Annotated in this window: 28 protein-coding genes and 1 pseudogene; 20 read left to right on the top strand and 9 right to left on the bottom strand. The window is 35.6% G+C overall.

Annotation, left to right across the window (positions count from 1 at the left end):
• Window positions 1-14: 14 nt before the first annotated feature.
• From EG348_RS14005 to EG348_RS13990, 4 genes are all read right to left on the bottom strand, one after another.
• Window positions 15-1,013, bottom strand: coding sequence for a restriction endonuclease (locus EG348_RS14005; RefSeq protein ID WP_123983633.1), 999 nt, complete (start codon window positions 1,011-1,013; stop codon window positions 15-17).
• A gap of 1 nt (window position 1,014) precedes the next feature.
• On the bottom strand, window positions 1,015-1,713 hold the full coding sequence (locus EG348_RS14000; RefSeq protein WP_123983632.1) for a hypothetical protein: 699 nt from the start codon (window positions 1,711-1,713) through the stop codon (window positions 1,015-1,017).
• A 92-nt stretch (window positions 1,714-1,805) separates the two neighbouring features.
• Complete coding sequence (locus EG348_RS13995; RefSeq protein WP_123983631.1) at window positions 1,806-2,411, bottom strand: alpha-ketoglutarate-dependent dioxygenase AlkB family protein; 606 nt, start codon at window positions 2,409-2,411, stop codon at window positions 1,806-1,808.
• Window positions 2,412-2,541: 130 nt separating this feature from the next.
• Entirely contained in the window at window positions 2,542-3,318 is a 777-nt protein-coding gene (locus EG348_RS13990; RefSeq protein ID WP_123983630.1) for an XRE family transcriptional regulator, read from the bottom strand.
• Window positions 3,319-3,379: 61 nt separating this feature from the next.
• Between EG348_RS13990 and dinB the strand changes: the two genes are divergently transcribed.
• The 5 genes from dinB to EG348_RS13970 all read left to right on the top strand — a co-directional run bounded on the left by dinB (window position 3,380) and on the right by EG348_RS13970 (window position 9,097).
• Window positions 3,380-4,522 (top strand): DNA polymerase IV, encoded by a 1,143-nt coding sequence (gene dinB / locus EG348_RS13985; RefSeq protein ID WP_123983629.1) that lies wholly within the window; start codon window positions 3,380-3,382, stop codon window positions 4,520-4,522.
• 10 nt (window positions 4,523-4,532) lie between these two features.
• Window positions 4,533-7,586, top strand: coding sequence for a DNA polymerase III subunit alpha (locus EG348_RS13980; RefSeq protein ID WP_123983628.1), 3,054 nt, complete (start codon window positions 4,533-4,535; stop codon window positions 7,584-7,586).
• Window positions 7,587-7,751: 165 nt separating this feature from the next.
• Window positions 7,752-7,898, top strand: a complete 147-nt coding sequence (locus EG348_RS21730; RefSeq protein WP_164463300.1) for a hypothetical protein — start codon at window positions 7,752-7,754, stop codon at window positions 7,896-7,898.
• Window positions 7,899-8,108: 210 nt separating this feature from the next.
• The gene (locus EG348_RS13975) at window positions 8,109-8,363 is read left to right on the top strand and encodes a hypothetical protein (RefSeq protein ID WP_123983627.1); all 255 of its coding nucleotides are present in this window, start codon (window positions 8,109-8,111) and stop codon (window positions 8,361-8,363) included.
• On the top strand, window positions 8,360-9,097 hold the full coding sequence (locus tag EG348_RS13970) for a hypothetical protein (protein ID WP_123983626.1): 738 nt from the start codon (window positions 8,360-8,362) through the stop codon (window positions 9,095-9,097). The genes EG348_RS13975 and EG348_RS13970 overlap by 4 nt, the downstream gene beginning before the upstream one ends.
• A gap of 3 nt (window positions 9,098-9,100) precedes the next feature.
• On the opposite strand, the gene mobB is transcribed toward EG348_RS13970, so the two are convergent.
• Both mobB and mobA read right to left on the bottom strand, forming a co-directional pair.
• On the bottom strand, window positions 9,101-10,390 hold the full coding sequence (gene mobB / locus EG348_RS13965; protein WP_123983625.1) for a conjugal transfer protein MobB: 1,290 nt from the start codon (window positions 10,388-10,390) through the stop codon (window positions 9,101-9,103).
• A 2-nt stretch (window positions 10,391-10,392) separates the two neighbouring features.
• On the bottom strand, window positions 10,393-10,827 hold the full coding sequence (mobA, locus tag EG348_RS13960; RefSeq protein WP_123983624.1) for a conjugal transfer protein MobA: 435 nt from the start codon (window positions 10,825-10,827) through the stop codon (window positions 10,393-10,395).
• Between the two features lie 689 nt (window positions 10,828-11,516).
• On the opposite strand from mobA, the gene EG348_RS13955 reads away from it, so the two are divergent.
• The 14 genes from EG348_RS13955 to EG348_RS13890 all read left to right on the top strand — a co-directional run bounded on the left by EG348_RS13955 (window position 11,517) and on the right by EG348_RS13890 (window position 22,882).
• The gene (locus tag EG348_RS13955; protein WP_123983623.1) at window positions 11,517-12,284 is read left to right on the top strand and encodes a ParA family protein; all 768 of its coding nucleotides are present in this window, start codon (window positions 11,517-11,519) and stop codon (window positions 12,282-12,284) included.
• A 2-nt stretch (window positions 12,285-12,286) separates the two neighbouring features.
• Window positions 12,287-12,724, top strand: a complete 438-nt coding sequence (locus EG348_RS13950; protein ID WP_123983622.1) for a DUF3408 domain-containing protein — start codon at window positions 12,287-12,289, stop codon at window positions 12,722-12,724.
• 2 nt (window positions 12,725-12,726) lie between these two features.
• A complete protein-coding gene (locus EG348_RS13945) occupies window positions 12,727-13,356 on the top strand; it encodes a conjugal transfer protein TraD (protein ID WP_123983621.1) in 630 nt (209 codons plus the stop codon).
• A 573-nt stretch (window positions 13,357-13,929) separates the two neighbouring features.
• Window positions 13,930-14,235 carry a DUF4134 domain-containing protein gene (locus tag EG348_RS13940; RefSeq protein ID WP_123983620.1) on the top strand — a complete coding sequence of 102 codons (306 nt, stop codon included), beginning with the start codon at window positions 13,930-13,932 and terminating at the stop codon, window positions 14,233-14,235.
• Between the two features lie 11 nt (window positions 14,236-14,246).
• A complete protein-coding gene (locus EG348_RS13935; protein ID WP_123983619.1) occupies window positions 14,247-14,579 on the top strand; it encodes a DUF4133 domain-containing protein in 333 nt (110 codons plus the stop codon).
• On the top strand, window positions 14,576-17,083 hold the full coding sequence (locus EG348_RS13930) for a TraG family conjugative transposon ATPase (RefSeq protein WP_123983618.1): 2,508 nt from the start codon (window positions 14,576-14,578) through the stop codon (window positions 17,081-17,083). Before EG348_RS13935 ends, EG348_RS13930 begins: the two co-directional genes overlap by 4 nt.
• 35 nt (window positions 17,084-17,118) lie before the next feature.
• Complete coding sequence (locus tag EG348_RS13925) at window positions 17,119-17,736, top strand: DUF4141 domain-containing protein (protein WP_228414877.1); 618 nt, start codon at window positions 17,119-17,121, stop codon at window positions 17,734-17,736.
• Window position 17,737: 1 nt separating this feature from the next.
• Window positions 17,738-18,730 carry a conjugative transposon protein TraJ gene (gene traJ, locus EG348_RS13920; protein WP_123985082.1) on the top strand — a complete coding sequence of 331 codons (993 nt, stop codon included), beginning with the start codon at window positions 17,738-17,740 and terminating at the stop codon, window positions 18,728-18,730.
• 14 nt (window positions 18,731-18,744) lie between these two features.
• Complete coding sequence (gene traK / locus EG348_RS13915) at window positions 18,745-19,368, top strand: conjugative transposon protein TraK (RefSeq protein WP_123983616.1); 624 nt, start codon at window positions 18,745-18,747, stop codon at window positions 19,366-19,368.
• 10 nt (window positions 19,369-19,378) lie between these two features.
• On the top strand, window positions 19,379-19,621 hold the full coding sequence (locus tag EG348_RS13910; RefSeq protein WP_123983615.1) for a hypothetical protein: 243 nt from the start codon (window positions 19,379-19,381) through the stop codon (window positions 19,619-19,621).
• Entirely contained in the window at window positions 19,614-20,945 is a 1,332-nt protein-coding gene (gene traM / locus EG348_RS13905; RefSeq protein WP_228414749.1) for a conjugative transposon protein TraM, read from the top strand. Before EG348_RS13910 ends, traM begins: the two co-directional genes overlap by 8 nt.
• 21 nt (window positions 20,946-20,966) lie before the next feature.
• The gene (traN, locus tag EG348_RS13900; protein WP_123983614.1) at window positions 20,967-21,869 is read left to right on the top strand and encodes a conjugative transposon protein TraN; all 903 of its coding nucleotides are present in this window, start codon (window positions 20,967-20,969) and stop codon (window positions 21,867-21,869) included.
• The gene (locus tag EG348_RS13895; protein WP_123983613.1) at window positions 21,866-22,426 is read left to right on the top strand and encodes a conjugal transfer protein TraO; all 561 of its coding nucleotides are present in this window, start codon (window positions 21,866-21,868) and stop codon (window positions 22,424-22,426) included. The genes traN and EG348_RS13895 overlap by 4 nt, the downstream gene beginning before the upstream one ends.
• Window positions 22,427-22,435: 9 nt before the next feature.
• On the top strand, window positions 22,436-22,882 hold the full coding sequence (locus EG348_RS13890) for a DUF3872 domain-containing protein (RefSeq protein WP_123983612.1): 447 nt from the start codon (window positions 22,436-22,438) through the stop codon (window positions 22,880-22,882).
• A 396-nt stretch (window positions 22,883-23,278) separates the two neighbouring features.
• On the opposite strand, the gene EG348_RS13885 is transcribed toward EG348_RS13890, so the two are convergent.
• The 3 genes and pseudogenes from EG348_RS13885 to EG348_RS13875 all read right to left on the bottom strand — a co-directional run bounded on the left by EG348_RS13885 (window position 23,279) and on the right by EG348_RS13875 (window position 25,294).
• Window positions 23,279-23,722: a JAB domain-containing protein gene (locus EG348_RS13885; RefSeq protein WP_123983611.1), complete on the bottom strand. Its 444-nt coding sequence runs from the start codon at window positions 23,720-23,722 to the stop codon at window positions 23,279-23,281.
• Between the two features lie 58 nt (window positions 23,723-23,780).
• Window positions 23,781-24,854 (bottom strand): DUF932 domain-containing protein, encoded by a 1,074-nt coding sequence (locus EG348_RS13880; protein ID WP_123983610.1) that lies wholly within the window; start codon window positions 24,852-24,854, stop codon window positions 23,781-23,783.
• A 36-nt stretch (window positions 24,855-24,890) separates the two neighbouring features.
• Window positions 24,891-25,294: pseudogene (locus EG348_RS13875) on the bottom strand (single-stranded DNA-binding protein).
• Window positions 25,295-25,320: 26 nt separating this feature from the next.
• Here EG348_RS13875 and EG348_RS21725 point away from each other — a divergent pair.
• Window positions 25,321-25,479, top strand: coding sequence for a hypothetical protein (locus tag EG348_RS21725; protein WP_164463299.1), 159 nt, complete (start codon window positions 25,321-25,323; stop codon window positions 25,477-25,479).
• Window positions 25,480-26,598: the final 1,119 nt, after the last annotated feature.

The following is a 26,598-nucleotide window of genomic DNA, read 5'->3' as shown; positions in this document are numbered from 1 at the left end:
AATTTCACTTTCTATTAGACAATTCTCTTGCACATTCTATCTACCCAATCTATTATTTCCTTATTTTCAGCAAATTCCAGAGGATATTTTCTAATGGACACCACTTTTTTACCACCAGCAGCTATTTTTGAGGTTGTAGCAATAAGTCCTTTTCCTGCTTCTTCAAAAGCAACATCCGTATAAAAAGACTTTATAGTTTCAATTTTAACTTCGTTGCTTTCTTTATGTCTTTTACATTGTATAATGATATAAGGTTTGGTTTTATCCTCTTTATTAAAGACTCTGACATCAACACCCCCATCGTTTGTTCCAGGGCCTAATTCAATTTCGTAACCTTGACGATTAAAAAATTCTGCTGTTAGTCTTTCAAAGTTTCTCCAATGCATAGCTTCCAATTCTTTTGGATTAGCCTGAAGGAAGTTGATGAATTTTTGATCTATAAATTCATCTTCATTAATTGGAATATGCTCTTTTTTAAAAAGATCTTCCAAGCTTACACCACCATCCCACAGAATTTCCTCAGTGGGAGTAATATTATTAGACAGTTGCTGCTGATGTATTATATCATTAAAGGCCTGTTTTATGACTTCGAAAGGATACTTATCTTCTTCAATCAATTTTTCAATTATTGGCCTAGTATCTAATAGTTGTGGATTTTCACGATCAAAATGTTCACTTGCCAAACTTAAAATTTGTCGTACACATCCCATATAATCAATCCCCTGTTCCATCCATTCTAAACACTTTTCAACATCTTGAACAATTAAAGGGGAAATGTTCTCCAATTCACCTAACCTCTGTCTGATTTTCCAACAATACATATCAAAATCTTCAGATCTAACGCGGATTCCAACGTCGGTAGATTCTTCGTAACTTTCAAAATATGAATCAGGAAACTCTTCTCTCAACAATTCCAAAAGATATTCTTCCGTAATAACCAAACCTATTTTTATCACCACAACATCCAAAATTGAATTGATACAATTCTGAAGTGACCTTATAATTGCTCCCATACTATACTTTATTAAAAATGGGCTTATAGGTAAGCATTATCTCTTTCATAAAATCCTCAACATTTTTGATACATTCATTTAAAAAGATTTGGTCATACAACTTTATAGTATAGAAAATCGGTTTCGGATTATCAGATTTCAATTTAAATCGATTTTTCGCAAAAGCAAATAAATTATTAAAGTCATTATCGTTAGCTTGAATTGTTGCATCCTCATGAACAATTTTATTTCTCAAAATCCTTAAGCTATTGATAAATGGCCACAGAGAAAATTTTGCAATTTCAATATTCATTGATTTAGACATATATTTTTTGATTTTATCTAGATCATTACTTCCTTTTAAATCAATAATTGAATAAATACTTTCGGTAGAAGATGAATGGCTATTACAAATACTTTTTAAGTCACGTTCAACATATGAAAAAAGCTGAATTATTAAAGACTGACGAAACCTCTGAACAAATTCTTCTTCTAGCTCATAGAGCTGTTCAGATGTCATATGAAGAGGAGATCGGAAATTATCATTATCCTCATTTGAATTTTTAAACTGATTATACCTATCAGTTAGAATATTTTTTTGCTGATCAAAATTATCTTCAATAAGCTTAAGATAGTTTTTAAAAGAGACCATACTCAGTTCAACATAAAATAAATCTGCACCTTCGAAGGCAAATTTTGTGTATGATTCACGATCATTCATAGTTGCTAGTTTTGATTATAAATTTACAACTTTTCATATAAAAGATTCTGCTAAAATCCTTTACAATTTAATTCATTTCCGTTTGCATAAAATTATTTAAGTAGCCGGAAAGTCAGATTAATACGTTCTTTCATTTTTACTGTTGATTTGGCAATTCGATGTTCCCAGTTTTCTTGCAGATCGCCTTTCATGATGAGGAGTGAACCGTGAGGAAGCGGAAGGCTGTATTTGCTTTGATGATGGTCTTTTTTTCTGAAATCAAATTTTCGGGTTTGTCCGATACTGATGGAGGCGATGACAGGACGTTTTCCATACCTGCTTTCTTTGTCTCTGTGCCAAGCGACGGAATCGTTGTTATCACGATAAAGATTTAGTAATACACCATTAAACTGGTAACCAAATTCTTTTTCAATTCTTTCTTTTAAAGCATACAATTCAGGAGTCCACTCATTTCTTTTGGTAGTATTACCGTCAGCTGAATCGTATGATTTTGTATCGCCGTACCAGGCAGTAAAGCGTGGTGTCAGAACTGTTTTATCATACATTTTCTGAGTCCGTTGTTCCCAATATGCTGTTTTCAACAGTATATCTTTTAGCTGGTCAGCTTCATCTCTGCTCACGAAATTTTCTTTGTATTCCAAAAGGTCTTTTGGAAACTCATAAAATTCTTCTGCTTCAAATAAACTCAACTGGGTCATTGTATTTTTCTGTTAAAATAATTATATTTGATTTATCCCGTATTTATGCGGGATTTTTTTCATCATTTGTGTTTTTAACTTCCCTTCGGGGAAGTTTTTTCGTTTCATTTTACGCTTTATTCAGATGAATTCAATTCTTATCTCCAATTTTTTCCTTGATCTGCTTTATATCGGTCTTGATTTCTTTGATGAAATTTTGAATATGATGTTCTGCAAATTCATCAGGCTCATACTCTTTTGTATTAATACTACAGGCAAATTCCCAGATTTCTTTAATTTCAGATAATGGGATTTTATAAGGTTCATAAAATTGATTGTCAGCCTTTACCCAGATACCATCTGCTTCATGAAATTGAAACCTTTTATAACTGATGCCATCATTAGCGGTAATGAAAACATAAGTCCTGTCCGTTTTTAGGTCGGAAAGATTTTCGACATATTTTCCTACGATGTAGGTTCCGTTTTTGTAAGGTGGCATCGAATCTCCGTCAGCCGGGAATGCCCTGAACTTACCACCTTTTAAGAAAGGCAATGATATAGTTTCAAGATTTTCTATGTATTCAGGGTCACTGTATCCGTTTAAATATCCCATAGAAGCTTTTTGTGAAATGATCTCGATTTGATCGTTTCCATTCTGGTCAACCCTTATAGGCAGAACGATCCTATTGTCCGGAAGTTCCGTAATGTCATCGATAGAATATTTGCTGACGTTGATGGTCAAAAGTAAATCGATGCTGACATTGTAATATTTTGAGATTTTCATCAAAATCTCAAGTGGAGGCTCTGCGGCGGCATCTTCATACTTACCATATCTACCTCTGGTAATTAAGAGCTCATCAGCAACCTTTTGTTGCGAAAGACTGAGCTTGCTTCTCAAATACCGCATATTTTCTGATAAAATTGACATTGCTATAATTTATAGCAACAAATGTACAAAAATTTGATATAAAACGTAATAATTTTGTCACATGGAAAGAGCGATAGTGCATATGGATTTGGATACGTTTTTTGTTTCCTGTGAACGGTTAAAAAACTCCGAACTGGAGAAAAAACCTGTGATCATAGGAGGTGGAGACCGTGGTGTAGTAGCATCCTGCTCTTATGAAACAAGGTTTTTCGGTGTACGGAGTGCGATGCCTATCAAGATGGCATTAAGATTATGTCCTGAAGCGAGAGTCATTAAGGGCGACATGGATATGTATTCCAAAATGTCGCATATGGTCACAGATGTGATTCAGGAAAAAGTACCTGTTTTGGAAAAGGCAAGCATCGATGAATTTTATCTGGATTTGTCAGGTATGGACAAATTCTTCGGTTGCTACCAGTGGACAAACGAAATTGTCGATGCGGTCACCAAGAATACCGGATTACCGATAAGCTTTGCGCTGTCCACCAATAAAACAGTGGCAAAGATCGGAACCGGAGAATCCAAGCCTACCGGTAGATTTGAAATTCAGGAACAGAATATCCAGCCATTTTTAAACCCTCTTTCCATTAAAAAGATTCCAATGGTCGGTAATGTAACCTTTCAGCTTTTATCAAGATTAGGAGTAAGAACCATTCAGACTTTATCTGAAACACCTGTCGAAGTTTTACATCAGCTGATCGGTAAGAACGGAACTGAGCTTTGGAAAAAAGCCAATGGAATAGATGATACTCCGATCGTTCCGTATTCCGAAAGAAAATCAATATCCACAGAAAACACTTTTTCTCAGGATACGATTGATGTTCAGAACCTGAGAAGTATTTTGTCAGGTATGGTAGAGCAGTTGGCTTTCCAATTACGTCAGGAAAAATGGCTCACGTCAACCATTTCTGTTAAGATCAGATATTCCAATTTCGATACAGAGACCAAGCAGTGCAGAATTCCCTATACCTCAGCAGACCATACTTTGCTTAAATACGTACTAGAACTCTTTAAAAAAGTCTATACCCGAAGAATGCGAATACGACTCATCGGAGTAAAATTCACGGGACTCGTTCATGGTTGCCATCAAATGGATCTTTTCGAAGATACCGAGGAATTAATTTCTTTATATCAAACCATGGATAAGATCAAAAACAGGTTTGGAACCTCAAGTGTGGGCAGAGCGTCTGGACTCTTAAGATAAAAACAAGATTATGTTTCTCAATTGCCATTCCTATCACAGCCTTCGGTACGGAACCATTTCTATTCATGATCTGGTTCAGCAAGGTGTGGATCACAAGCTAAAAACTTTAGCACTTACGGATATTAATACCGTTACAGGAATTTACGATTTTTTTAAACTTTGTAATGACAATGATATTAAACCTATTGTTGGAGTGGAGATTAGAGTCACAAATGAACTCTACTATATCTGTCTGGCAAAAAACCAGAAAAGTGTCGGAGAGATTAACCGCTTGTTGACGCATTATAATTGTGATGAAATCGAAATTCCAAAACACAACCCAATCTTTGAAAGTACCATCGTTATTTATCCTTTGCATAACATTCCTGAAATTTTGCAGGAAAACGAGTATATCGGAATACGACCTGAAGAATTGAATTATCTCGTAAAGCCCGATTTGAAAAAGCTGATTTATAAAATGGTGATCTTACAGCCTGTTACCTTCACAACCAAACTGGATTATAATCTCCATAGGATCTTAAGAGCAATTGATAACAACACCTTGATCAGTAAATTAGGTGATGCCGATTGCTGCAGAGACACCGAAACATTTGTCAATAAAAAAGAACTGCTGGATTACTATCGCCATTACCCTCAGATCATTCAAAATACGGTTACAGTTATTGAACAATGCAGTTTTGATTATGATTTTTCAACTCCGAAAAACAAGCAACATTTCACAGACAGCCGTGAAAATGATTTTAAGCTTCTGACCCAACTCGCCTATGAAGGTTTGGAAACGAGATATGGAAAGGATCATCCCGAAGCTAAAGCCAGGGTAGAAAAAGAACTGGGAGTCATCGACCAGTTAAAATTCAGTGGTTACTTTCTGATCACCTGGGATGTTATTCAATACAGCAACCGCATGGGGTTTATGCATGTGGGGAGAGGAAGTGGTGCCAACTCCATTGTCAGTTACTGTTTGGGAATCACAGATATCTGTCCTCTGGAACTGGATTTGTATTTTGAAAGATTCCTGAACCTGAATAGAAAAACCCCACCTGATTTTGATATCGACTGGAGCTGGCAGACAAGAGATACCATCCTTGAATATATTTTTACCAAATACGGTAAAGAACACGTCGCATTTTGCGGAACTAATGTAGAATTTAAGTACCGTTCCATTTTCAGGGAAGTGGGAAAAGCTTTCGGTTTACCAAAAGAAGAATTAGATGCATTAGCAACTAAGCCGATGTCGGAACATGATAGCAATTCGGTGTTTAAACTCGTTCACAAGTATGGCAAACTTTTGGAAAAGTTTCCGAATCAGAGAAGCATGCATTCGTGCGGTATTTTAATTTCGGAAGAACCTATAACCAATTTCACTGCACTCGAAATGCCTCCCAAAGGTTTTCCGATTGTTCAGTTTGATATGCATACTGCTGAAGAAATCGGCTTTGAAAAGTTTGATATTCTTTCTCAACGAGGACTCGGAACCATCAAAGATACCGTAGAACTCATCAAAGAAAAAAGAGGGATTACGGTGGACATTAAAGACACGACGATTTCAAAAAATGAAGAGAAGTGCAATAGTTATCTGAGTATTGGTAAAACCATTGGCTGCTTTTATATTGAGAGTCCTGCCATGCGGGGCTTGCTGAGAAGATTAAAGTGTGAAAACTATAAGGTTTTGGTTGCGGCTTCTTCCATTATCCGTCCTGGAGTAGCACAGAGTGGAATGATGAAAGAATATATTTTCAGACATAATAATCCTACCAAGTTCGAATACTTTCATGATGTATTTAAAGAGGAACTCGGTGAAACCTATGGGATCATGGTATATCAGGAAGATGTTATCAAGATAGCCCTACATTTTGGAGGTTTATCAGCAGCAGACGGCGATGTTTTAAGAAGAGCCATGAGTGGTAAAGGAAGATCGTTATCTGCATTGCAGAAAGTAAAAGACCATTTTTTTGAATCCTGCAAAGAACTGGGACACCCCGAACAATTATCTAAAGAAGTATACCGTCAGATCGAATCCTTTGCAGGATATTCATTTTGCAAAGCACACTCTGCTTCTTACGCTGTAGAAAGTTATCAGAGTTTATATTTGAAAGTCTACTACCCTATTGAATTTATGGTGTGTGCCATTAACAATGGTGGTGGATTTTACAGGACTGAGGTGTATGTCCATGAAGCCAAAATGTCAGGAGCATCCATCAAAAATCCTTGTGTTAATCTCAGCGAATATCAGACGACGGTCTATGGAACTGATGTTTATTTAGGGTTGATGCATATTGAGAAAGTTGAAGGTAAAATCGCCCTGATGATTCCTGAAGAAAGAAGGAATAACGGGGAATATACTTCCTTAGAAAACTTTGTCAAAAGAATACCGATTGGAATTGAAACCCTGCAGATCCTCATCTTTATCGGGGCGTTCAGGTTTACCGGAAAACAAAAGCATGAGCTTTTGATTCAGGCAAGATTCCTGTTTGGAAATGACCAGTCAGCATTCAGGCATCCAACTTTACTGGATGAACCTCAAAAAGAATATCAACTTCCAACCATTATAAGAAATCCTTTTGAAGATGCTTTTGATGAAATTGAAATTTTAGGGTTTTCAGTGTCATACAGTCCCTTTGATCTGTTGCAGACCAAATATCGGGGAACTGTTATGGCTAAAGATCTGGTCAAGCATCATAAAAAGCAGATCAAAATGCTCGCTTACCTTATTTCTAGAAAACATGTCCCCACGAAAAGAGGTGCGATGTTTTTCGGAACGTGGATCGACGCCGAGGGAGAGTATTTTGACACGGCACACTTCCCGAACTGCCTTGAAGAGTACCCTTTTCAGGGTGGAGGCTGCTATTTATTGTTGGGAACCGTTGAAGTAGATTTTTATTTTCCAACCATCACCATTCATAAAATGGCAAAGATGCCCTTCATTCCTGATCCCAGATATTCTATGGATAAAGAAAAGTCATTGGAGGCCGCAAGAACACTTCATGAAGATGTCAGCATGACACAAAGAAAACCTTATCCGCAGGAACATGAAATAGGTCTGCCAAGACAGAAAATGATTTAGAATATAAAAACGTACTAAAAAACAACAATCTCTTAAATGAAACTCAAAGCGACCATCGTTGATTAAACAAGTCCCGATCACAATTCCGTCATCGTAAGTTTCGAGGGTGATAAAAACAAAAAGCATTTTGAGATCAAATGTTCATTTAATCCCTATGTCCATAAAATGAGAAAGTGGGACAGCTGGCAACTGACGATTACATGGGATAGTGAAGTTTACACTGATAATAAAACAGGGCATAAATCTTACTTTACACATCTTCTATGTGACAGGGCTGTTGAGATTAACTCTCCTTATGGAAAGAAGGATTAAAGAATACATATCTGTTCTATAAAAAATGAATTATTAAATTTTTTTTTAAGTTTAATTACATCAAAACATAAGCACGAATATAAATGCAAAAGATATTCAAATGAAGGGTTTCCAATGTCTTTTGCACAGTGATAAAAAATAATGAAAGAAAATTTGTAAATTATCTCTTAAAGAATATTTCGTATATTCGTAAGTACAATTTATTCAATAATGTCAGACAGAAGAAAACAGAGAACGAAACGAATATTACAAAGTACTAACAGAAACAGAAGTCTTTTACGATCTGCAAGGAGAGCTTCGGAAAATTCTCAGAGGATTTCAAGAGCTTTAGGTATTTCATATGAGGTAATCAGAGATGGTAAAATCTACCGTATCGAAGGAAGTACGACAACAGAGATAGGAAATATTTCTAAGATCGTTACGGAAAAAACAGGTCTAAAAAAAGGAAGTAAAATACATTTATGACCAAAAGACTTCGCATATTCTGTGGTCCGAATGGCTCTGGAAAATCTACTTTATTTTCAGAATTCATTAAAAACAAATTCAATCCAGGGTTATTTGTCAATTCAGATAATATTGAATCAGAAATTTCAGAAAAAAAATTTTTAGATCTATCTTCTTTTAATCTCGATCTCACTCAATCTGACCTGGATAGATTTCTTACTGAACCGGATTCACTAAGTCTCATTGAAAAAGCTTCAAAAGAAGGTTTTTCTATTGAATTAAAAATTTCAGAAAACGTAATCTTAGATATTTCAAATGAGAAAAACAGTTATTCTGCTGCGCTCATTTCATCTTTTATTCGAAAGCAACTTCTAATAGACAACATCTCCTTCTCCTTTGAGTCTGTAATGAGCCATCCTTCCAAACTCTATGAGCTCAAGTTAGCCAGACAACTGGGTTATAAAACTTATCTTTATTTCGTGTGCATCGACGACTCTGATGTAAATGTTTCTAGAGTAGATAACAGAGTTTTTAAAGGAGGTCATGCGGTACCGGCAGATAGAATTAAAAAAAGATACACAGCAACTTTAGAAAACCTCTACCCTGCCATGCAATTGGTTGATAAAGCCTATTTGTTTGACAATTCTGACCAAATGAATATGATTGCTGAAATGGAAAATCAAATCATTACCTTACATGTTGATGAAGATCATATTCCCAATTGGTTCTTAAAATATCTTATTAACAGAGAATAAAAATTATCCTCTAAATCTACTGTTATTTTTCTTCTTTTTCCTTTTCATTCGATTCTCAAAATCCAATTCTTCATAATCTTCACTATGGCTTCCCGGTAAGATGCTACCTAATCCATCTATTTTAGAATCTGAATTATCATGTAAAAAATTAAATAATTCATGAGGTTTTTCTGGGTATGGAATTTCAGGATTATCTCGAGTATATTTTACTTTTTCACTTTCATTATTCATTTGCTTTTTTAGATTATTACCTTCATTCCACAATTGATTAAAAGCATTAGCCGAAAATTCCTTCCCTAGCCTGGAACCATTCCATACTGACTTAGACTCATGATCGATGAAAGTGATTCCGTAGATTCTTCCGGAGGCATTACGTCTCACTACGGTACTGATTCCCATGTCCTGCAGTTTACTTTTAAATTGGGTTTCATTGGGTTGACTCTTCATTACCAAAGTCACAGCCGCCTTCAAGGTTTCATGAACAGAGCTTAATTTAAGTTTGTTCTTCGAATTCAAAAAATGACTATCTAAAGCCCTTAATCTGGCTTCCTTACCAAATACTGATGCTTTAAAAGGCTGGCTGACTTTCTCGCCTTTATCATTCAAAGCAAAATACAACAGTCCATTCTTCAAAATTCCATTCTCTATTTTATCCACTTTCTCGCAGCTGATGTTATACAATGAAAGTAAAGCATTATACTCTCCCATCGTCTGAAATTGATAATAATTCGAAATATTCCGAATTACAGAAGCCATTTGACTTTTAATATTTCCTTCCTGATAATCTACGGGACTGAAAATCTGTTCTTTTTGAGTAAGTTTTTTATCTTCAACGTTGGAAAGTCGATATTTTCTTTCAATTTCACGGCAAATTTTCATGGATTTTCTTTTTTCAAACTTGTCAGATATTTTTTTTCCCATTTCATCAACTCCAATACTTACAATGTGAATATGGGTACGGTTGATATCTGTATGCTTAAACACTACAAAAGGTTGTTCTCCATATCCCATTTCATTCATATAATCCTGAGCAATTTTCACAAAATCTTCATCTGAAACTTTATCTTTAGGATCTGGGTTAAGAGAAATATGCAATGTTGTTTTCTCTGTATTCTTATTGGCAATTAAATAGGGTTCAAAGGATTTTGCCAACTGGGCAACGGTATAATTTCCGTCTTTTGTTTCAATCATTTTGTTCATCAATAATACTTCCCCATTTTCGGTGTCAACTTTCAGCTGATTGTATGCTAAAGCTCCAAACAAATTAGTTCCTCTTCCAATTTTTGCAATCATGCTTATTTATTTTTAAGATGATTTTGATTAAATTCTTCAGTTAACTCAATGATTTTCTTGCAAAGATTAGCTACTTCAACAGTTTGTTTTTCTAACTTGTATAGAAATGCGGCTGCTTTTTTCTCAGTAAAACGACTGTATAAAAGTTTAACTACCTGATTATAATTTACACCAACGGCACGAAACTGACCAAAAAGAGAGGTCAGTCTCATGTAAAAATCAGATGTTCCTTTATCAATTTTTACTGTCTTAATTTCCTTATTGAACAATAATGAAACAATAAATTTGGCTTTATTATTCATTCCGGAAGCTTCAAAAAGACTTAAAAGCCGTGCATTTTCATCATCAGTCAACCGAAAAACATGTCGATGTACCCTTGGATTAATCTTAGGATTTCTTCCACCCTTATTTTGTTTTATGTTCTTTTTATGTTCCATCTATTTTAATTTATAAAAAACTGACTTCGGAAGTTTTTTCCAGCCCTCTGCAGGAGCAAGTTGTTTTGAGGCACAAAAAACAGTTATGAGGCACTCAAAACACAACTTGCTGTGTTCTTTCGAACACCATAATCTGTCATCGGGACAGACCATTATAACAATCTTAGAAAGCTTTATGCTTTTATCTCTTATCTCAAAAATTTCATTTGAAGCACTCATGTTATATTTATAAGTTATTGTTTTACAAAGTAAAACATAGTGAACAGCAAACAATCTACTGGAAGATTACGCAAATCCAACCTTTCACAGTCAAAGACAACCACTTTAATGGAGGCGAAAGAAATTCATAAGTTCTTTGCTAAAGAATTCTATACAGCAGTCTGGCAATCATGACAGTTAAATAGAAGGAATTCCGGATTGCAAACATTCTGGCAATCAATAAAGCAGGGATCCTGAAATTATAGAAAGACAGCCAGAACTCAATCACGCCGTCCAGAATATCAGCAAGCTAAGAAACCAGCAATCCTGCAATCAAGAAATATTTATTCTAAGGTAAGCTGAAGCTCCGAAAGCATGATGGCTTTCATAACTGACTGACAGTTAAAGTGAGTATAGGACTGAATGCATGAAAGCTGGAAATCAAGCTTAAAAAATGAAATTAATAATTTTTAAATCTTAATTTTTAAAATATGGACACCAAAAAACAACCTTTATTTATTGCTTTTTCATCACAAAAAGGAGGTGTAGGAAAAAGTACCTTTACGACTCTTTTAGCGAGCATTTTACATTATCGACTGGGCTATAATATTGCGGTATTAGATGCAGACTTTCCACAACACAGTTTAATGAAAATGAAAACCCGTGATCTCGCTATGGTTATGGAAAATCTGCACTTAAAAAAACTGGCTTACAGACAATTTACAACCATCAACAAAAAAGCTTATCCTATACTGCAATATAAGGCAGATCATATTTTAGAAGCTGCACACGAATTTTCAGAAACATCACCTAATCCTGTTGACATCATCTTTTTTGATCTTCCGGGAACCGTTAATACTCCGGGAATCCTAAAAGCTTTGGCAGGAATGCATCATATCTTTACCCCCATCACAGCAGACCGGTTAGTTATGGAAAGCACATTAGTTTTTAGCCAACTTTTACAGGATGTTATTATGAAAAAAGGAGAAACATCCCTTAAAAGTATCCATTTATTCTGGAATCAGGTCGATGGCAGAGAGAGTACACCTTTGTATAACATTTACAATGACTTGATACACCAACTGGGATTAAATTTAATGGATAGTCAGATTAAAAATTCTACCCGTTTCAGGAAAGAAAGTGAAGAAAATTCAAAAACAGTTTTCCGTTCCACTTTGCTGCCTGCGGATGAAAATTTATTGAAAGCCTGCAGGCTTGACCTTTTTCTCATTGAGTTTTTAAAAATCATTCAAATCTAGTTATGGAAAAAAACATCAAGAAAAACATTACTCCAGATATTAACGAAGAACTGATGATGAACATGATGGTCGATGGTGTAAAAAAAGAAGGTTTAGAGATTCCTGAAACTGATAATTCAGGGATTCAAAACTCAGAAATTAATAAAAAGAATGTTCTTGAAAAAAAAGCTGTCCAACATCAAAAAAAGAGTTCAAAGCTGAAAAATATGGAGAGTTATGGTATACAATTTCTTGTTAGCCATTCGATGAAAAAACGAGGAGATAAAACCATCTATATCCGCAAAGAATATCATGAAAGATTATCTCGCATCATTCAGGTTATAGGACAGGATGAAATTCCTCTTTATGCTTACCTGGATAATATTCTTGAACATCATTTTGAACTATTTGAGGAAGCTATTACTTCGGACTTCAATGAACATTTTAAACCCCTTTTTTAATTATGGAAATTTTAATATTAGTCTGTCTTTTGATTATCATTGTATTGATGATGAAAGAAAAAATTGTCTTTCAAAAAAGATTAGAAAAAGAAATTACATCTGAAAATACCAAACCATCTTCAAGTATTATGGGACTGTCTCAATATGTAAAAAGCCAGACATTGCCAAACAACGACGGAGAGTCCCGTATTGAAAAACAAACGCACAGAATTTCTAATTTTGAAGAAGAGATCAACAATAAAACAGTTGACATTCAAATTCCGCAGGAAGAATTAGATAAAGTTTTCAGAAGTACTCCAGATTTTGAGGAAGAGGAAGAAGAATGGAGTCAATATCAAATTTTCGATAATGATAACGGTTTAGCCACAGGGGTAACCTTTGAAGAATTAAATACCGTGGAGGCATTTCTGAAAGATCAAAAGTCAGAATTATCTCACAAGGAAACAGCGGCAGAAATTATTCAAAAAATACATGGAACCGAATTATTCAATTTATTAGAAAATTCTATTGAAGGAGCTTCTATAAAGATTGCTGAGCTATTGGACAGAAGCCTTTCTTCTGCAAACAATTCTAATTCTTCTTTTTACCAAAACAAAAATTTTAACGGATTTGACATTACTCATTTTACTTAACAATAATTTTTAACCCATTTTTAACACTATATAACTATAATTATATTTTTTTTAGAATTTTTGGGCATTCTTATTGCTTCAAAAAGAAACGATTCTCATGTTTAATTTGAGTTTTCATGGTTATTAGTTTTTACCTGGTTTCGGCCAGGTTTTTTTATGTCAATAGTGATAATATTTTGTTAGATATTGGACTTATATTATACGTTGACTGTAATCTAATAGAAATGTTTTGACAACGAATAACGAAGAGTAAAATTGTCAGAATAATTCATTCTAATTTTCAATTATTTCCTTTCAAATTCAAAAATCAAACTTAACTAATAAGTGTTGATTAGCTATTTTTTTCAGCCTCAAACTGCCTCCACAAGAAATTCTTTACCCTGTAGATGGTGTTTTATAAAAACACTAAGTAATTCACTGTTCCACGCAACGAGAAGAAAAAACTTCCCAACCTATTAAAGCCAAGTAAACTCTTCTAAAGTCATACTCTGATTCCACATCAGTATACCCAACATCTTTGTCCCCATAGCCCACATACTGTGGGTAATGCTAACAATTTAAACTGTTTACATTATGGAAAAACAAAGAAAAAAGCTTCTGATTTCAGCAGTAGCTTTACTCATGAGCATCAATCTATCCGCTCAGGGAAACGGAACTGCCGGAATCAACGAAGCCACTCAAATGGTTACCTCCTATTTTGAGCCGGCTACGCAACTCATTTATGCCATTGGAGCAGTCGTCGGACTCATTGGAGGAGTAAAAGTGTACAACAAATTCAGCAGTGGCGACCCTGACACCAGTAAAACTGCTGCAAGCTGGTTCGGAGCCTGTATCTTCCTGATTGTTGCAGCTACTATTCTCCGTTCATTCTTCCTTTAAAATTGATGATTATGAATACCTATAACATTAATAAAGGAATCGGAAGAACCGTAGAGTTCAAAGGACTAAAAGCGCAGTACCTCTTCATTTTCGCAGGCGGTCTGTTAGGTCTTTTAATTGTGGTCATGATTATGTACATGGCAGGAGTCAGTACTTATTTCTGTTTGGGATTAGGAGGTATAAGTGCCAGTTTACTGATCTGGCAGACTTTCTCACTCAACAGAAAATATGGAGAACACGGATTGATGAAACTGGGTGCAAACAAAAAGCATCCTAAATACATCATCAGCCGAAAGTCAATCTTGAGATATCTAAAATCCAACTCCAAAAAAGCTGCAGCATGAGAAATCAATCGAAAGCCGCTACTTTGGAAAGTAAATTTCCACTGCTGGCAGTAGAAGAAAGCTGTATTATATCAAAAGATGCTGATGTTACGGTTTGTTTTAAAGTAAGCCTTCCGGAATTATTTACCGTTGCTTCCTCTGAATATGAAGCCATTCATTCAGCTTGGTTTAAAGCTATTAAGACCTTGCCTGACTTCACGATTGTTCACAAGCAGGATTGGTTTATCAAGGAAAACTATAATCCTGACTTATCGAAAGAAGATCAAAGCTTTTTATCCAAATCATTTGAGAGGCATTTTAACGAGAGACCATTTTTAAACCATTATTGCTACCTCTTTCTTACCAAAACAAGCAAAGAGAGAATGAGAATGCAGAGTAATTTCTCATCGCTCTGCAAAGGAAAGCTTATTCCAAAGGAAATCAGGGATAAGGAGATAATGAGCAGATTTATGGAAACAGTCGATCAGTTTGAAAGAATCATGAATGACAGTGGTTATGTTCATTTGGAACGGATGACGGAGAATGAGATTACCGGAACAGAAAAACAATCGGGATTACTTGAGCAATATCTGACATTATCCCGAGACGTTAACCCTTCCCTACAGGATTTACATTTAGGAGCAGAAGAAATGAGAGTCGGCAATAATCGTATCAGTCTGCATACGCTTTCTGATACTGACGATTTACCGGGAAGAATTTCTTCTCACAGCCGTTATGAAAAACTAAGCACCGACAGAAGCGACTGTTTATTGTCATTTGCATCTCCAGTGGGACTGCTCCTCAATTGCAATCACATTTATAATCAGTATCTGTTTATCGACAACAGTGCAGAAAACCTGGCAAAATTTGAGAAGTCTGCAAGGAATATGCACTCGCTGGCGCGATACAGCAGAGCCAATCAGATCAATAAAGAATGGATTGAAAAATACCTGAATGAAGCCCATTCGTTCGGACTGCAATCCATCCGTGCTCATTTCAATGTGATGTCATGGTCTGATAATCCTGCGGAATTAAAGCAGTTGAAAAATGATACAGGAAGTGCGTTGTCGCTTATGGAATGTAAGCCCCGCCATAACACAACAGATACAGCGACTTTATATTGGGCTGGTATTCCCGGCAATGCAGCAGATTTTCCCGCAGAAGAAAGTTTCTATACGTTCATAGAGCCCGCAGTATGTTTTTTCACGCAGGAAACCAATTATCAGAATTCACCTTCACCATTTGGAATCAAGATGGCGGATCGCTTAACAGGAAAACCTATTCACTTGGATATCTCTGATCTTCCGATGAAACAGGGAATTATTACCAATCGGAACAAATTTATTCTCGGACCTTCTGGAAGCGGAAAATCATTCTTTACCAACCATATGGTCAGGCAGTATTATGAACAGGGAGCTCATGTCTTATTGGTTGATACTGGAAATTCATATCAAGGGCTCTGCGAATTAATTAAAGGCAAATCCACAGGAGAAGACGGCGTTTACTTTACTTATACGGAAAACAATCCGATTGCCTTTAATCCCTTTTACACCGATGATGGCATCTTTGATATCGAAAAAAGAGAAAGCATTAAAACCTTAATCCTCACCCTATGGAAAAGAGATGACGAACCGCCCACAAGATCAGAGGAAGTAGCGCTGTCCAACGCAGTTAGCGGATATATCGAAAAGATTAAAAATAACAATGACTATCCTTCATTTAACGGTTTTTACGAATTTGTAAAAGAAGAATATCTATCTGTTCTTGAAAAAAAGAAAGTCAGAGAAAAGGATTTTGACATTGCGAACTTTCTTAATGTTTTAGAGCCTTATTATAAAGGAGGCGAATATGATTATCTGCTCAATTCAGACAAGCAGCTTGATCTTTTATCCAAAAGATTTATTGTATTTGAGATCGATGCCATCAAAGACCACAAAATCCTATTTCCTATTGTGACCATCATTATCATGGAGGTCTTTATCAATAAAATGCGAAGACTCAAAGGAATCAGAAAATTGATCCTCATCGAAGAAGCCTGGAAAGCTATTGCCAAAGAGGGCATGGCGGAATATATCAAATATCTGTTTAAGACCGTCAGAAAATTCTTCGGCGAAGCCATTGTCGTAACGCAGGAAGTAGATGATATTATCCAGTCTCCTATTGTCAAAGAAAGTATCATCAACAATTCCGACTGTAAGATTTTACTGGATCAGCGAAAGTACATGAACAAGTTTGATGATATCCAGGCGATGCTGGGTTTAACGGATAAAGAAAAAGCTCAGGTACTTTCCATCAATATGAACAATGATCCGAGAAGACTTTACAAAGAAGTCTGGATTGGATTGGGAGGAACGCATTCAGCAGTCTACGCTACGGAAGTTTCTACCGAAGAATACTTAGCATACACGACGGAAGAAACAGAAAAAATGGAAGTCATGAACCTGGCTTACGAACTTGATGGCAATGTCGAGCATGCGATCAAGAGGATTTCGCTAAAGCGAATCAAATCGACAAAAGAAAATTAATCAATTAAAATTTTACAACAATGAAAAATTTAATCATGACCACGATGATGGTTACAGCGGTGGCGTTGACCTCCACAGCAAAAGCACAATTTGTAGTGACAGACCCAGCCAATCTGGCTTCAGGAATTTTGAATTCAGCCAATGAAATTGTTCAGACATCCAATACAGTTTCCAATGTGGTCAAAAACTTCAATGAAGTCAAGAAAGTCTACGAACAGGGTAAGGAATATTATGATAAACTTAAAGCTGTGAACAATCTCGTCAAGGATGCAAGAAAAGTTCAGCAGACTGTATTACTGGTTGGCGATGTTTCCGAAATGTATGTGAACAATTTCGGGAAAATGTTGAATGATCCCAACTTTAATGCTCAGGAACTAACTGCTATTGCGAACGGCTATTCCACATTACTGAATGAAAGTACAGAACTTTTAAAAGAGCTCAAACAGATTGTCAATACCAGCAGTCTTTCATTAAATGATAAAGAAAGGATGGATATTATTGATAAAGTATATAAGGCTGTAAAAGACTATCACAATCTGGTTCGTTACTATACGAACAAGAATATTTCTGTCAGTTACCTGAGAGCCAAGAAGCAGAACAACACCCAACGGGTGCTTAATCTGTATGGAACGTCGAATCAAAAGTATTGGTAAGATGGAGCCTACAAACTTACACGAAGTTTTAAGAACAGTCTACGATGAGATGATGCCGATGTGTGCAGATATGGCAGCAGTTGCAAAGGGTGTTGCAGGATTGGGAGCACTATTTTATGTAGCCATTAAAGTTTGGCAGGCACTTAGCCGTGCTGAACCCATTGATCTATTTCCAATGTTGAGACCATTTGCTATCGGAATCTGCATTATGTTTTTTTCAACATTGGTTTTAGGAAGTATCAACGGGGTTTTAAGCCCCGTTGTTCAAGGCAGTCATTCCATGTTGGAGGATCAGGTTTTGGATATGAATGAACTTCAGCAGAAAAAAGATTTATTGGAAAGAGAAGCCATGCTCAGAAATCCTGAAATGGCATATCTGATTTCAGATGATGAGTTTGATAAAAAACTGGAAGAACTAGGATGGTCTCCATCGGATCTGGTAACGATGTCAGGAATGTATATGGAAAGGCAGATGTTTGAAGTTAAAAAACAAATCAGAGATGGCTTTAGAGAATTTCTGGAAATTCTCTTTCAGGCAGCAGCACTCGTTATTGATACCATCAGAACCTTTTTCTTAATTGTTCTGTCCATACTCGGTCCAATCGCCTTTGCCATATCGGTTTGGGATGGATTTCAATCAACACTCACGCAATGGTTGACCAGATACATCAGTGTGTATTTATGGCTACCTGTTGCAGATATTTTCAGCGCTATCCTTGCAAAAATACAGACTTTGATTTTGGAACGGGACATAGAGATGTTGGCTGATCCTAATTTTATTCCGGATACGTCCAACACCGTTTACATCATCTACATGATTATCGGAATCATAGGTTACTTCACTGTTCCAACCGTAACAGGCTGGGTTATTCAGGCTGGAGGTGCAGGAAACTTTATGCGCAATGTCAATCAGACCGCATCGAAGTCCGGAAACGTTGCAGGAGCAGCTGCCGGTTCAGCAACAGGAAATATTTCAGGAAGGTTATTAAAATAATTAAAACAAAAAATATGGAATTTAAAATCTTAAAAAATATCGAAAACAGTTTCAGGCAAATCAGATTATTCACTTTTATTTTTGCCCTGTTATGTTTCGGAGTTGTAGGGGTTGTTGTATACAAATCATACGAGTTTGCTGAAGAACAGCGTCAGAAAATTTATGTATTGGATAATGGCAAATCATTGATGGTTGCCTTATCTCAGGACATGTCTTTGAACAGACCCGTTGAAGCAAGAGAGCATGTCAGACGTTTTCATGAACTCTTCTTCACGATTGCACCGGATAAAAATGCGATTGAAAGTAATGTAAAAAGAGCATTCAATCTAGCTGATCAGTCTGCATTTAATTATTACAAAGACCTTTCAGAAAAAGGATATTACAACAGAATTATTTCAGGGAATATCCAGCAGAGAATTGAGATAGACAGTGTTTCAGCCAACTTTGACAGCTACCCGTACCAGGTTGAGACCTTCGCAAAGCAGTTTATCTACAGATCGAGCAATCTGACCAAGAGAAGTTTAATTACCAGCTGTATGCTTGTCAATTCTGTAAGGTCTGACAACAATCCCCAAGGATTTACGATGGAAAAATTCAATGTTATCGAAAATAAAGATATCGAAACTGTTGAACGCTAAAATGTACATTATGAAAAAATTTAGAATAGTAGTTGACCGATATATCGATTCGATCGAAAACCATTGGAAATCCTTAAGCAACAGCAGACAGAGAACATTGACAAAGTTCTTTTTAGGAATATATGTGATGTTGACGGTTTTAACCATCACCTACATTTGGTACGAAACATCTAACGGAAACAATATCCTTTCCATTAGTCATATTCAGGGAATTCCTCAAAGTATAATTAACAAAGCCCCTCATAATGAATAACGAGAACAGAACCCAGATACGACTTACAGAAGGCAATTCCGATAGGATGGCTAACGAGGAACAGTCATTGAGCAATCTGCAAAGATTTGAAAAATTCAAGAAACCACTTATTTATTTTTTAATGGCTGTTGTGTGTGCAGGTTGTCTCTATCTCATTTTTAAACCCAAAGAGAAGAATCTTCTCATTGAAGATGTCGGTTTTAATTCAGCAGTTCCACAGGCAGCTGATGACAAACTGCAGTCTGATAAGCAGAAAGCATATGAACAGCAACTGCTGGAACAGAAAAATGAAGAAAAGAGAAACACTTTGACTACATTATCTGATTACTGGAATGATGGTCAGGCAACCAATCTTTCACCAGGTCAATCCGTTCAATTAAACCCGACCGACCAGTCGGGAATGCTGACGCATGGCGACCAAAATGCGATGAACAGTTACCGTAATGCACAACAAACTTTGGGAAACTTTTACAGTAGGGATGATCAGGAAGTCAGCAATCTGAAAAAAGAGATTTCAAGATTAAAAAATGAATCTCTGCACAATAATTCTACACCGAAAGGTAGCGGAATTGATGAGCAGTTGGAACTGATGGAAAAATCTTACCAATTGGCAGCAAAATATCTTCCTTCATCTTCTCATCAAAATGGAAATTTTGTAGAGACAAAACCATCCGATACCTCTGTGAAATCTGAGCCAACACAACCAAAGGTTAAGATTAATTCAGTAAAGCATCTCAACAAAAATGTAATATCTGCTTTGTACCGTGAGCCTGTTGACAGTATGTTTCTAGCGAGTTTGAACAGAAACAATTTCATAGGTATCCAAGGTAATCAGGTCAACAATCAAATAACCCGGAACAGCATACGGGCAGTAATCCATCAAACCCAGATAGTCACTGCTGAAAGTTTCATTTCATTACGACTTTCTGAACCCATGATGTTAGGTAAAATATTAGTACCAGCAGGAACTGTACTGAGGGCTTCTTGCAAATTTCAAGGTGGAAGATTACAGATGAAAATATCAAGTATCGAGTATCGCGGCTCAATACAACCTGTCGAAATTTCTATTCACGATAATGACGGTCAATTGGGTTTATACATTCCCTATACTCCGGAACAAAATACGGTGAATGACATAGTTGCCAATATGAGCCAGTCATCCGGAACAAACATTATGATGACTCAATCTGCAGGCCAGCAAATAGCTTCTGATCTGACACGTGGAGTTGTGCAGGGAGTTTCAGGATATTTCCAGAGAAAGGTCAGAACGCCTAAAGTTACTGTAAAAGCCGGTCATCAAATTTTTTTGGTGGCTAAAAAATAACCAATAATAAATTAAAATTCAATGAAAAATATTTTAAATAAATGGATGACTTTGCTAGTATTTATCATCATCAACCATTCAGTCAATGCACAGGATAAAGATGGTTTGATGTCACTGAATCAGGCAAGGCTTGAATCCTACAAAATGGAAGTTACGTATAATAAAACAACACACTTATTATTTCCTTCACCTATTAAATATGTTGATTTAGGAAGTGAAAACCTGATTGCCAACAAGGCTGATGATGTTGCCAATGTTTTACGGGTAAAAGCATCAACAAGAGATTTTGAAGAAGAAACCAATTTCTCAGTGGTCACTGAAGATGGGAAGTTCTACAGCTTCGATGTTTTTTACAGCTCTTATCCAGATACTTTAAATTACGATCTGCTTAAACTCCAGCGTAATAATGAAAAGGAATATGCTGCAGATGTAACTTTTGATGAGATGGATGGAAGCTCATCTTCGCTGACAGAACTGATGATGCAAACCTTGTACAAAAATCCGAAAAGAACCATCAAGCACATCGGAAACAAAAGCTTTGGAATTCAGTTTTTGCTTCGAGGTTTGTATGTTCATCAAGGTAAATACTATTTTATCATACACCTTAAAAACTCCGGAAATATTCCGTATCCCGTCGATTTCATCAGTTTTAAGATTGTGGATGAGAAGAAATTAAAAAGAACAGTTGTGCAGGACAGGATATTGTCTCCGCTTCGGAATTATTCCACAATTCCGAAGGTCGAAGAGCATGATGAAGCATTTGATATTTTCCTGCTGGATCAGTTTACGTTGATGGAGGGTCAAATCTTAGAAATAGAAATTTTAGAAAAAAACGGCGGTCGGAATTTAAAAATGCAGGTTACCAACAACGACCTGATTGGCGCATCTGTTTTTAAAGATATTAACCTAACTGAAATAACATGAAAAGGCTACAACTTTATATCATAGGCTTATTTCTGATGAGCGTAACAACAAAAGCTCAGCGGTTAATTCCTAGACAGAAAGCGATTGAATTGAATGCCGGATTTCTTTTAAATGATTCTAAAAGCGAGAATTATTTTCTCAACACAGTAATAACGATTCAGTCAGGGAAAGGAAATTACAGTTTTTTCAGTTTTGAATACCTGAATGAGAAACAAAACTATAAAAAGGTCACAATACCCATTGAAACTTTTCTTGCTGAAGCAGGTTACAGTTTTAATCTGATATCAGATCGTAAAAAAAATGTTCTAATTAACTTCTCACTATCTGCCACAGCAGGTTTTGAAAGTATTAATAAAGGAAATGATCTGCTTTTTGACGGAGCTGAGATCTTGAGTAAATCCAATTTTGTTTATGGAACCAGCGGGAAAGTTTCTGTAGAAATTTATATTTCAGACCGAATTGTTTTGCTCCCTCATGTACAAGCAAAAGCCCTGTGGAATTCCTCTCGTGAACTGATCAGACCTTCTTCAGGTCTGGGAATAAGAATTAATTTATAATATTTACCCATGAAAAATATAAAAATCATCATAAAAAAAGGGCTTGCTTTACTACTGATTATTCCGGTCATGATACTTTTTGAATTGAGTCTGTCATCCTGCTCGACAGATGATTTGGATATACAGCAAAATTTCCCATTTGAACTCCATATTATGCCAATTCGAAAAGATATTGCTAATGGAGAAACTGTTGAAATCAGATTGAAAATTATTCCAAAAGGTAATTATACCGAAACTAAGTATTATCTCAGGTATTTTCAGTTTGATGGCAATGGAACACTGCGTTATAAAAATGAACCAGCTTACATACCCAATGATTCATACGAGCTTAGCGAAAAAGAATTTAGATTGTATTACACCTCAACCTCAACTGTTTCGCAAAGTTTTGATGTCTGGATTTACGATAGTTTTGGAAATGAAAAACAAGTTAGTTTTCAACTCAATAATAAAGATTAGCTGTAACACATCCCACTTTAATTGTGGGATTTTATATTGATGAGAAAGAGTACAATTTGCAAATTAAAGTAAATAGTAATGAAGTAACTTAATAAATCTGGAGGTCTGTATTGATGGCGTATTGGGTTACTTTTGCATAACAAAAAAGAAGTTTTCAGTAGTAAAGAGAAATTTTCTTTTTTACGAACGTAAACAAATTATCGGAATATCTTAAATAGACCACATCATACCCTACAATATCTTTGGTGAAAATTTGAATTACTGAGCACAAATTCATCAAAGTTATTGCCCCTTAAAAAATGCGAAAAGATGTTTCCGACCACAGGAAGGAATTGTCTTTTCGCCCGAATTGGAAAAAACGGCAACCTAAAGATTGCCGTTTTCTTTTCTTAATATTTACAAATGACCGTCATCAGCAAATGATATATAAGCAGTGGAAGTTAATATACAATGGTCGAGCAGTTGAATATTCAAAAACTGCGATGCTTCCTTAATTTTTTGCGTGATATTCAAGTCTTCCTGCGATGGTTTCAGATTACCCGATGGATGATTATGTGCTAAAATAATTCCTGATGCATTACACAAAAGTGCAGCCTGCATAATAATTCTCACATCAACAATCGTTGACGAAATTCCAGATTCAGAAATTTTCTTTATTCCTAAAACTCTGTTTGCCTGATTTAAATAAAGGGCAAAAAAAAATTCTCGGTAATCTATTTCTTCGCTATCAAAATGCTCTTTAAAAATTTTGACAGCATCCCGTGAAGTTGTAATCAGCTTTTCACAGTTTCCCTTTCTTGAATAGCTTAGTTTTATTTCGTTTACAATATTGAATTTCATATTTTGTACTCTGAATACGGCAGAGATTTGTTTTTCCCGTAATTACAATGATTAAAAGTTAGTTCATCAAAATTGAATCAGCTCCGAAACCTGCAAACTTCTCGCATAATTCAAAAGCTTTTTGAGATTTCATTTGAGCAGTTCCACCCATAACAATCGACTGCAATTTGGCTTCATTATTTTTATAGTTCCTGACATTCTGAAAATATCCAGTAACGGCATTGTACGCACCATATAATGTTCCTTTGGTTGTTTCCATTTGCTGACTTTCACTAATCATCGCATATGCAAATGCATCATCGACCGTATTTTTAAATAGTGTTGAAATTTCATCAAAATTTCCTTTCTGTAAATGAGTTAGAGTTTCTTTATTAGGACAAAGTGCCAGCTGAATCAGTCTTTTCATTTCATCGTCTCCAACGGTAATTTTTGACCAGTGATTAAAAGTGCTCTCTAATTCTTTACTTAATATATTCGCTAATCCCATAACTTTGTGAGCATCTTCCAAACGTTGTTTTGCTCCTGCTGTATGTCTGATTCGTACGATATTGCTCATATTTTTCAATGAAGCGTTTAAAGTGTTTTGACAGACAATGCGGACAGGAGTAAATGCAGCAGTTATGCTTCCGCTTCCATCGTGAGAAGTTGTAAGAAAAATGTATTTTTCTGTAATGTCATCACCATTACCAACACGAATGTAATCGGGAAGTTTAGCAGTAATAAAAAATTTTTCACCATTTCCCAATGCTCCTGCTGTCTCGTATAAAATACCGTCTCCACCGCCTACAATAGAATCAAAAAATGAAAATGCCTCACAGTTTTGTACAATGTGATAGTCTTTACCTACTACCCCCAATATTGAGTTGTTATCTGTTCGGATATTTGCAAAATAGCTCTGAACTTCCAATGCTGAATTGGATATTTCTATACCATTTTCATTTTCAGTAAATCCGTTACCTTTTGTAAACAATGGAGATTTTTCCACTTCGTAGTCAAGACCTGCAAATTTTATTGCTTCTTCACTTGTTGGGTAGTCCTGCACAATTTGTCCTAAATTATGCCATGCTTTTTCTTTTACACTAAAAAAAGAATACTGTCCTGTTTTGCTGTTGAAATTTAAATTATGTGCCATGATTTTAATATTTAAAGATTATAATTGGTTGAATGTTTAAAATGGTAGGTCGTCATCGCCGCCATTGCTGTTAGATTTTGGCTTGGTGTCGTTCGTCTTTCTGAAAGGTTTTATTTTGGTGTTATCATTCTTTTTGCCACTGCTGTGAATTTTGATTTGGGATGTGTGAAAATTCATTCCTGCGTGTGGTTCTCCGTCATTCCTATCCATGCTGTTGCGTAGGCTCTGCCATTGAGTTCTACTAAAGTTCCTTTAGTTAAAAACTCGGCAACCTTTTCAGAAATCCAATAAGAGCATTCAAAATAGGAGGTCTTTTCAATTCGTTCTCCTTTTTTGTTGCGATAATTGTCATTGGTAGCAATTGAGAAATTGACTACTTTTTTATCTTTTGGCAAGTTGCGTACTTCCGCATCCCTTGTCAGTCTTCCGATAATGTTCATAATCGTTGTTTTTAAGATTGTACATTTTGAATTGTTCTCAATCTCTTCTCCGTCCTTTCTCTGAAAGCCTTTCAGGCTTCGCTGAATATTTTTCAAAAGAAAAACCGGAAAAAAGAAAGCAGATAATCTTAGCGATCAAAGGGGAAAAGCCAAAAGGAAACGGAATAATTGGAGGAAACCTTTAGGGAGGAAACCGTTTATGCCGTAGTCTTTTGGCTGGCAAAGAATGGGCTGACCGCTATACCTTAGCTGCCTTTTTACTGGTTTATTTATGAAAGATATTTAAATGAAATAATTCCATTAAATTTTGATTCTAGAAAATTGTAATTTGAAATATAAAATAGAAGTGATGAGAAATACTCTTTTATTTTTCATGGAGAAGACTTGCGAGCAGTGGAATCTGCATAATGGTAAGTTTCTTTATGGACAGAATGCAAAAAACATTTCAAATATAAATATTTTAAAGATCCTAATGATACTTATGCCAATCTAAGATCTTTCGTTACATCAACGATTGCAGGTAGACTAATTTAGCCTACAGTAAGGGTTAGGTATAACAACTTAATTTTTAAATACACTCTTACTATTTGTTGCTTAACAATACACTCTTGATATAAGTGAATCTTATCAGAAAAGTAACTTTGTAAAAGTTTTATCCAATCCATTTTCCGAAGTGTTAAATATCTCAAAGATTAAAATTGTCGAATCTATATCAATTGTTGATACGACAGGAAGATTAATAACTCCATACAAAATCCTACTTCTGAAATTTCTTTAAGCAATTTGAATTGTAGAATATACTACATTATTGAAATGCTCAACGAGACTGAACAAACTATTAAAGTAATTAAAAAAACAGTAATAATTACACACAGAAAACAACTCTTTATAAATAGATCAAGAAACATGGGAAATACATACTTTGATAAGAAAATATCCTCATCGATTAAAAAAAATAAGAATATTATATAGAGAGTTCCTACGAACAAATCGCAGGAGGATAAGTTGTTTTATTTGAAATGTAAATACTTGATTTTAGCAATCGAGTGGACTTCATTTTTAAAAATGATGAAGTAGCATTACGAAAACTCTGTGTTTGAATATATAGAAACATTTTACAATACTCCCATATTGTTGGCGTTCTTCGGCAGTAAGTGAAGCTAACTTTTCCGGTAAGGAGGTTTGAAGGGTTTGTAATGCTGTAGTTATTGCCGTTTTTTCAGCTTCAGAAAAATGGAGGCTTTCAAAGTGAAAAAAAGGTATTGATTTATTATTTAAAGATTTGTTACTATTCGTGCATTCGT

The organism is Chryseobacterium sp. G0201 (assembly GCF_003815655.1).
Taxonomy (GTDB): domain Bacteria; phylum Bacteroidota; class Bacteroidia; order Flavobacteriales; family Weeksellaceae; genus Chryseobacterium.
The sequence above is the reverse complement of the archived record's forward strand: the minus strand, read 5'-3'. Positions and strand labels throughout refer to the sequence as shown.

Coding starts and splice junctions, on each gene's coding strand:
- EG348_RS14005 (WP_123983633.1), bottom strand. CDS start 1,013: ATGGGAGCAATTATAAGGTCACTTCAGAATTGTATCAATTCAATTTTG.
- EG348_RS14000 (WP_123983632.1), bottom strand. CDS start 1,713: ATGAATGATCGTGAATCATACACAAAATTTGCCTTCGAAGGTGCAGAT.
- EG348_RS13995 (WP_123983631.1), bottom strand. CDS start 2,411: ATGACCCAGTTGAGTTTATTTGAAGCAGAAGAATTTTATGAGTTTCCA.
- EG348_RS13990 (WP_123983630.1), bottom strand. CDS start 3,318: ATGTCAATTTTATCAGAAAATATGCGGTATTTGAGAAGCAAGCTCAGT.
- dinB (WP_123983629.1), top strand. CDS start 3,380: ATGGAAAGAGCGATAGTGCATATGGATTTGGATACGTTTTTTGTTTCC.
- EG348_RS13980 (WP_123983628.1), top strand. CDS start 4,533: ATGTTTCTCAATTGCCATTCCTATCACAGCCTTCGGTACGGAACCATT.
- EG348_RS21730 (WP_164463300.1), top strand. CDS start 7,752: ATGAGAAAGTGGGACAGCTGGCAACTGACGATTACATGGGATAGTGAA.
- EG348_RS13975 (WP_123983627.1), top strand. CDS start 8,109: ATGTCAGACAGAAGAAAACAGAGAACGAAACGAATATTACAAAGTACT.
- EG348_RS13970 (WP_123983626.1), top strand. CDS start 8,360: ATGACCAAAAGACTTCGCATATTCTGTGGTCCGAATGGCTCTGGAAAA.
- mobB (WP_123983625.1), bottom strand. CDS start 10,390: ATGATTGCAAAAATTGGAAGAGGAACTAATTTGTTTGGAGCTTTAGCA.
- mobA (WP_123983624.1), bottom strand. CDS start 10,827: ATGGAACATAAAAAGAACATAAAACAAAATAAGGGTGGAAGAAATCCT.
- EG348_RS13955 (WP_123983623.1), top strand. CDS start 11,517: ATGGACACCAAAAAACAACCTTTATTTATTGCTTTTTCATCACAAAAA.
- EG348_RS13950 (WP_123983622.1), top strand. CDS start 12,287: ATGGAAAAAAACATCAAGAAAAACATTACTCCAGATATTAACGAAGAA.
- EG348_RS13945 (WP_123983621.1), top strand. CDS start 12,727: ATGGAAATTTTAATATTAGTCTGTCTTTTGATTATCATTGTATTGATG.
- EG348_RS13940 (WP_123983620.1), top strand. CDS start 13,930: ATGGAAAAACAAAGAAAAAAGCTTCTGATTTCAGCAGTAGCTTTACTC.
- EG348_RS13935 (WP_123983619.1), top strand. CDS start 14,247: ATGAATACCTATAACATTAATAAAGGAATCGGAAGAACCGTAGAGTTC.
- EG348_RS13930 (WP_123983618.1), top strand. CDS start 14,576: ATGAGAAATCAATCGAAAGCCGCTACTTTGGAAAGTAAATTTCCACTG.
- EG348_RS13925 (WP_228414877.1), top strand. CDS start 17,119: ATGACCACGATGATGGTTACAGCGGTGGCGTTGACCTCCACAGCAAAA.
- traJ (WP_123985082.1), top strand. CDS start 17,738: ATGGAGCCTACAAACTTACACGAAGTTTTAAGAACAGTCTACGATGAG.
- traK (WP_123983616.1), top strand. CDS start 18,745: ATGGAATTTAAAATCTTAAAAAATATCGAAAACAGTTTCAGGCAAATC.
- EG348_RS13910 (WP_123983615.1), top strand. CDS start 19,379: ATGAAAAAATTTAGAATAGTAGTTGACCGATATATCGATTCGATCGAA.
- traM (WP_228414749.1), top strand. CDS start 19,614: ATGAATAACGAGAACAGAACCCAGATACGACTTACAGAAGGCAATTCC.
- traN (WP_123983614.1), top strand. CDS start 20,967: ATGAAAAATATTTTAAATAAATGGATGACTTTGCTAGTATTTATCATC.
- EG348_RS13895 (WP_123983613.1), top strand. CDS start 21,866: ATGAAAAGGCTACAACTTTATATCATAGGCTTATTTCTGATGAGCGTA.
- EG348_RS13890 (WP_123983612.1), top strand. CDS start 22,436: ATGAAAAATATAAAAATCATCATAAAAAAAGGGCTTGCTTTACTACTG.
- EG348_RS13885 (WP_123983611.1), bottom strand. CDS start 23,722: ATGAAATTCAATATTGTAAACGAAATAAAACTAAGCTATTCAAGAAAG.
- EG348_RS13880 (WP_123983610.1), bottom strand. CDS start 24,854: ATGGCACATAATTTAAATTTCAACAGCAAAACAGGACAGTATTCTTTT.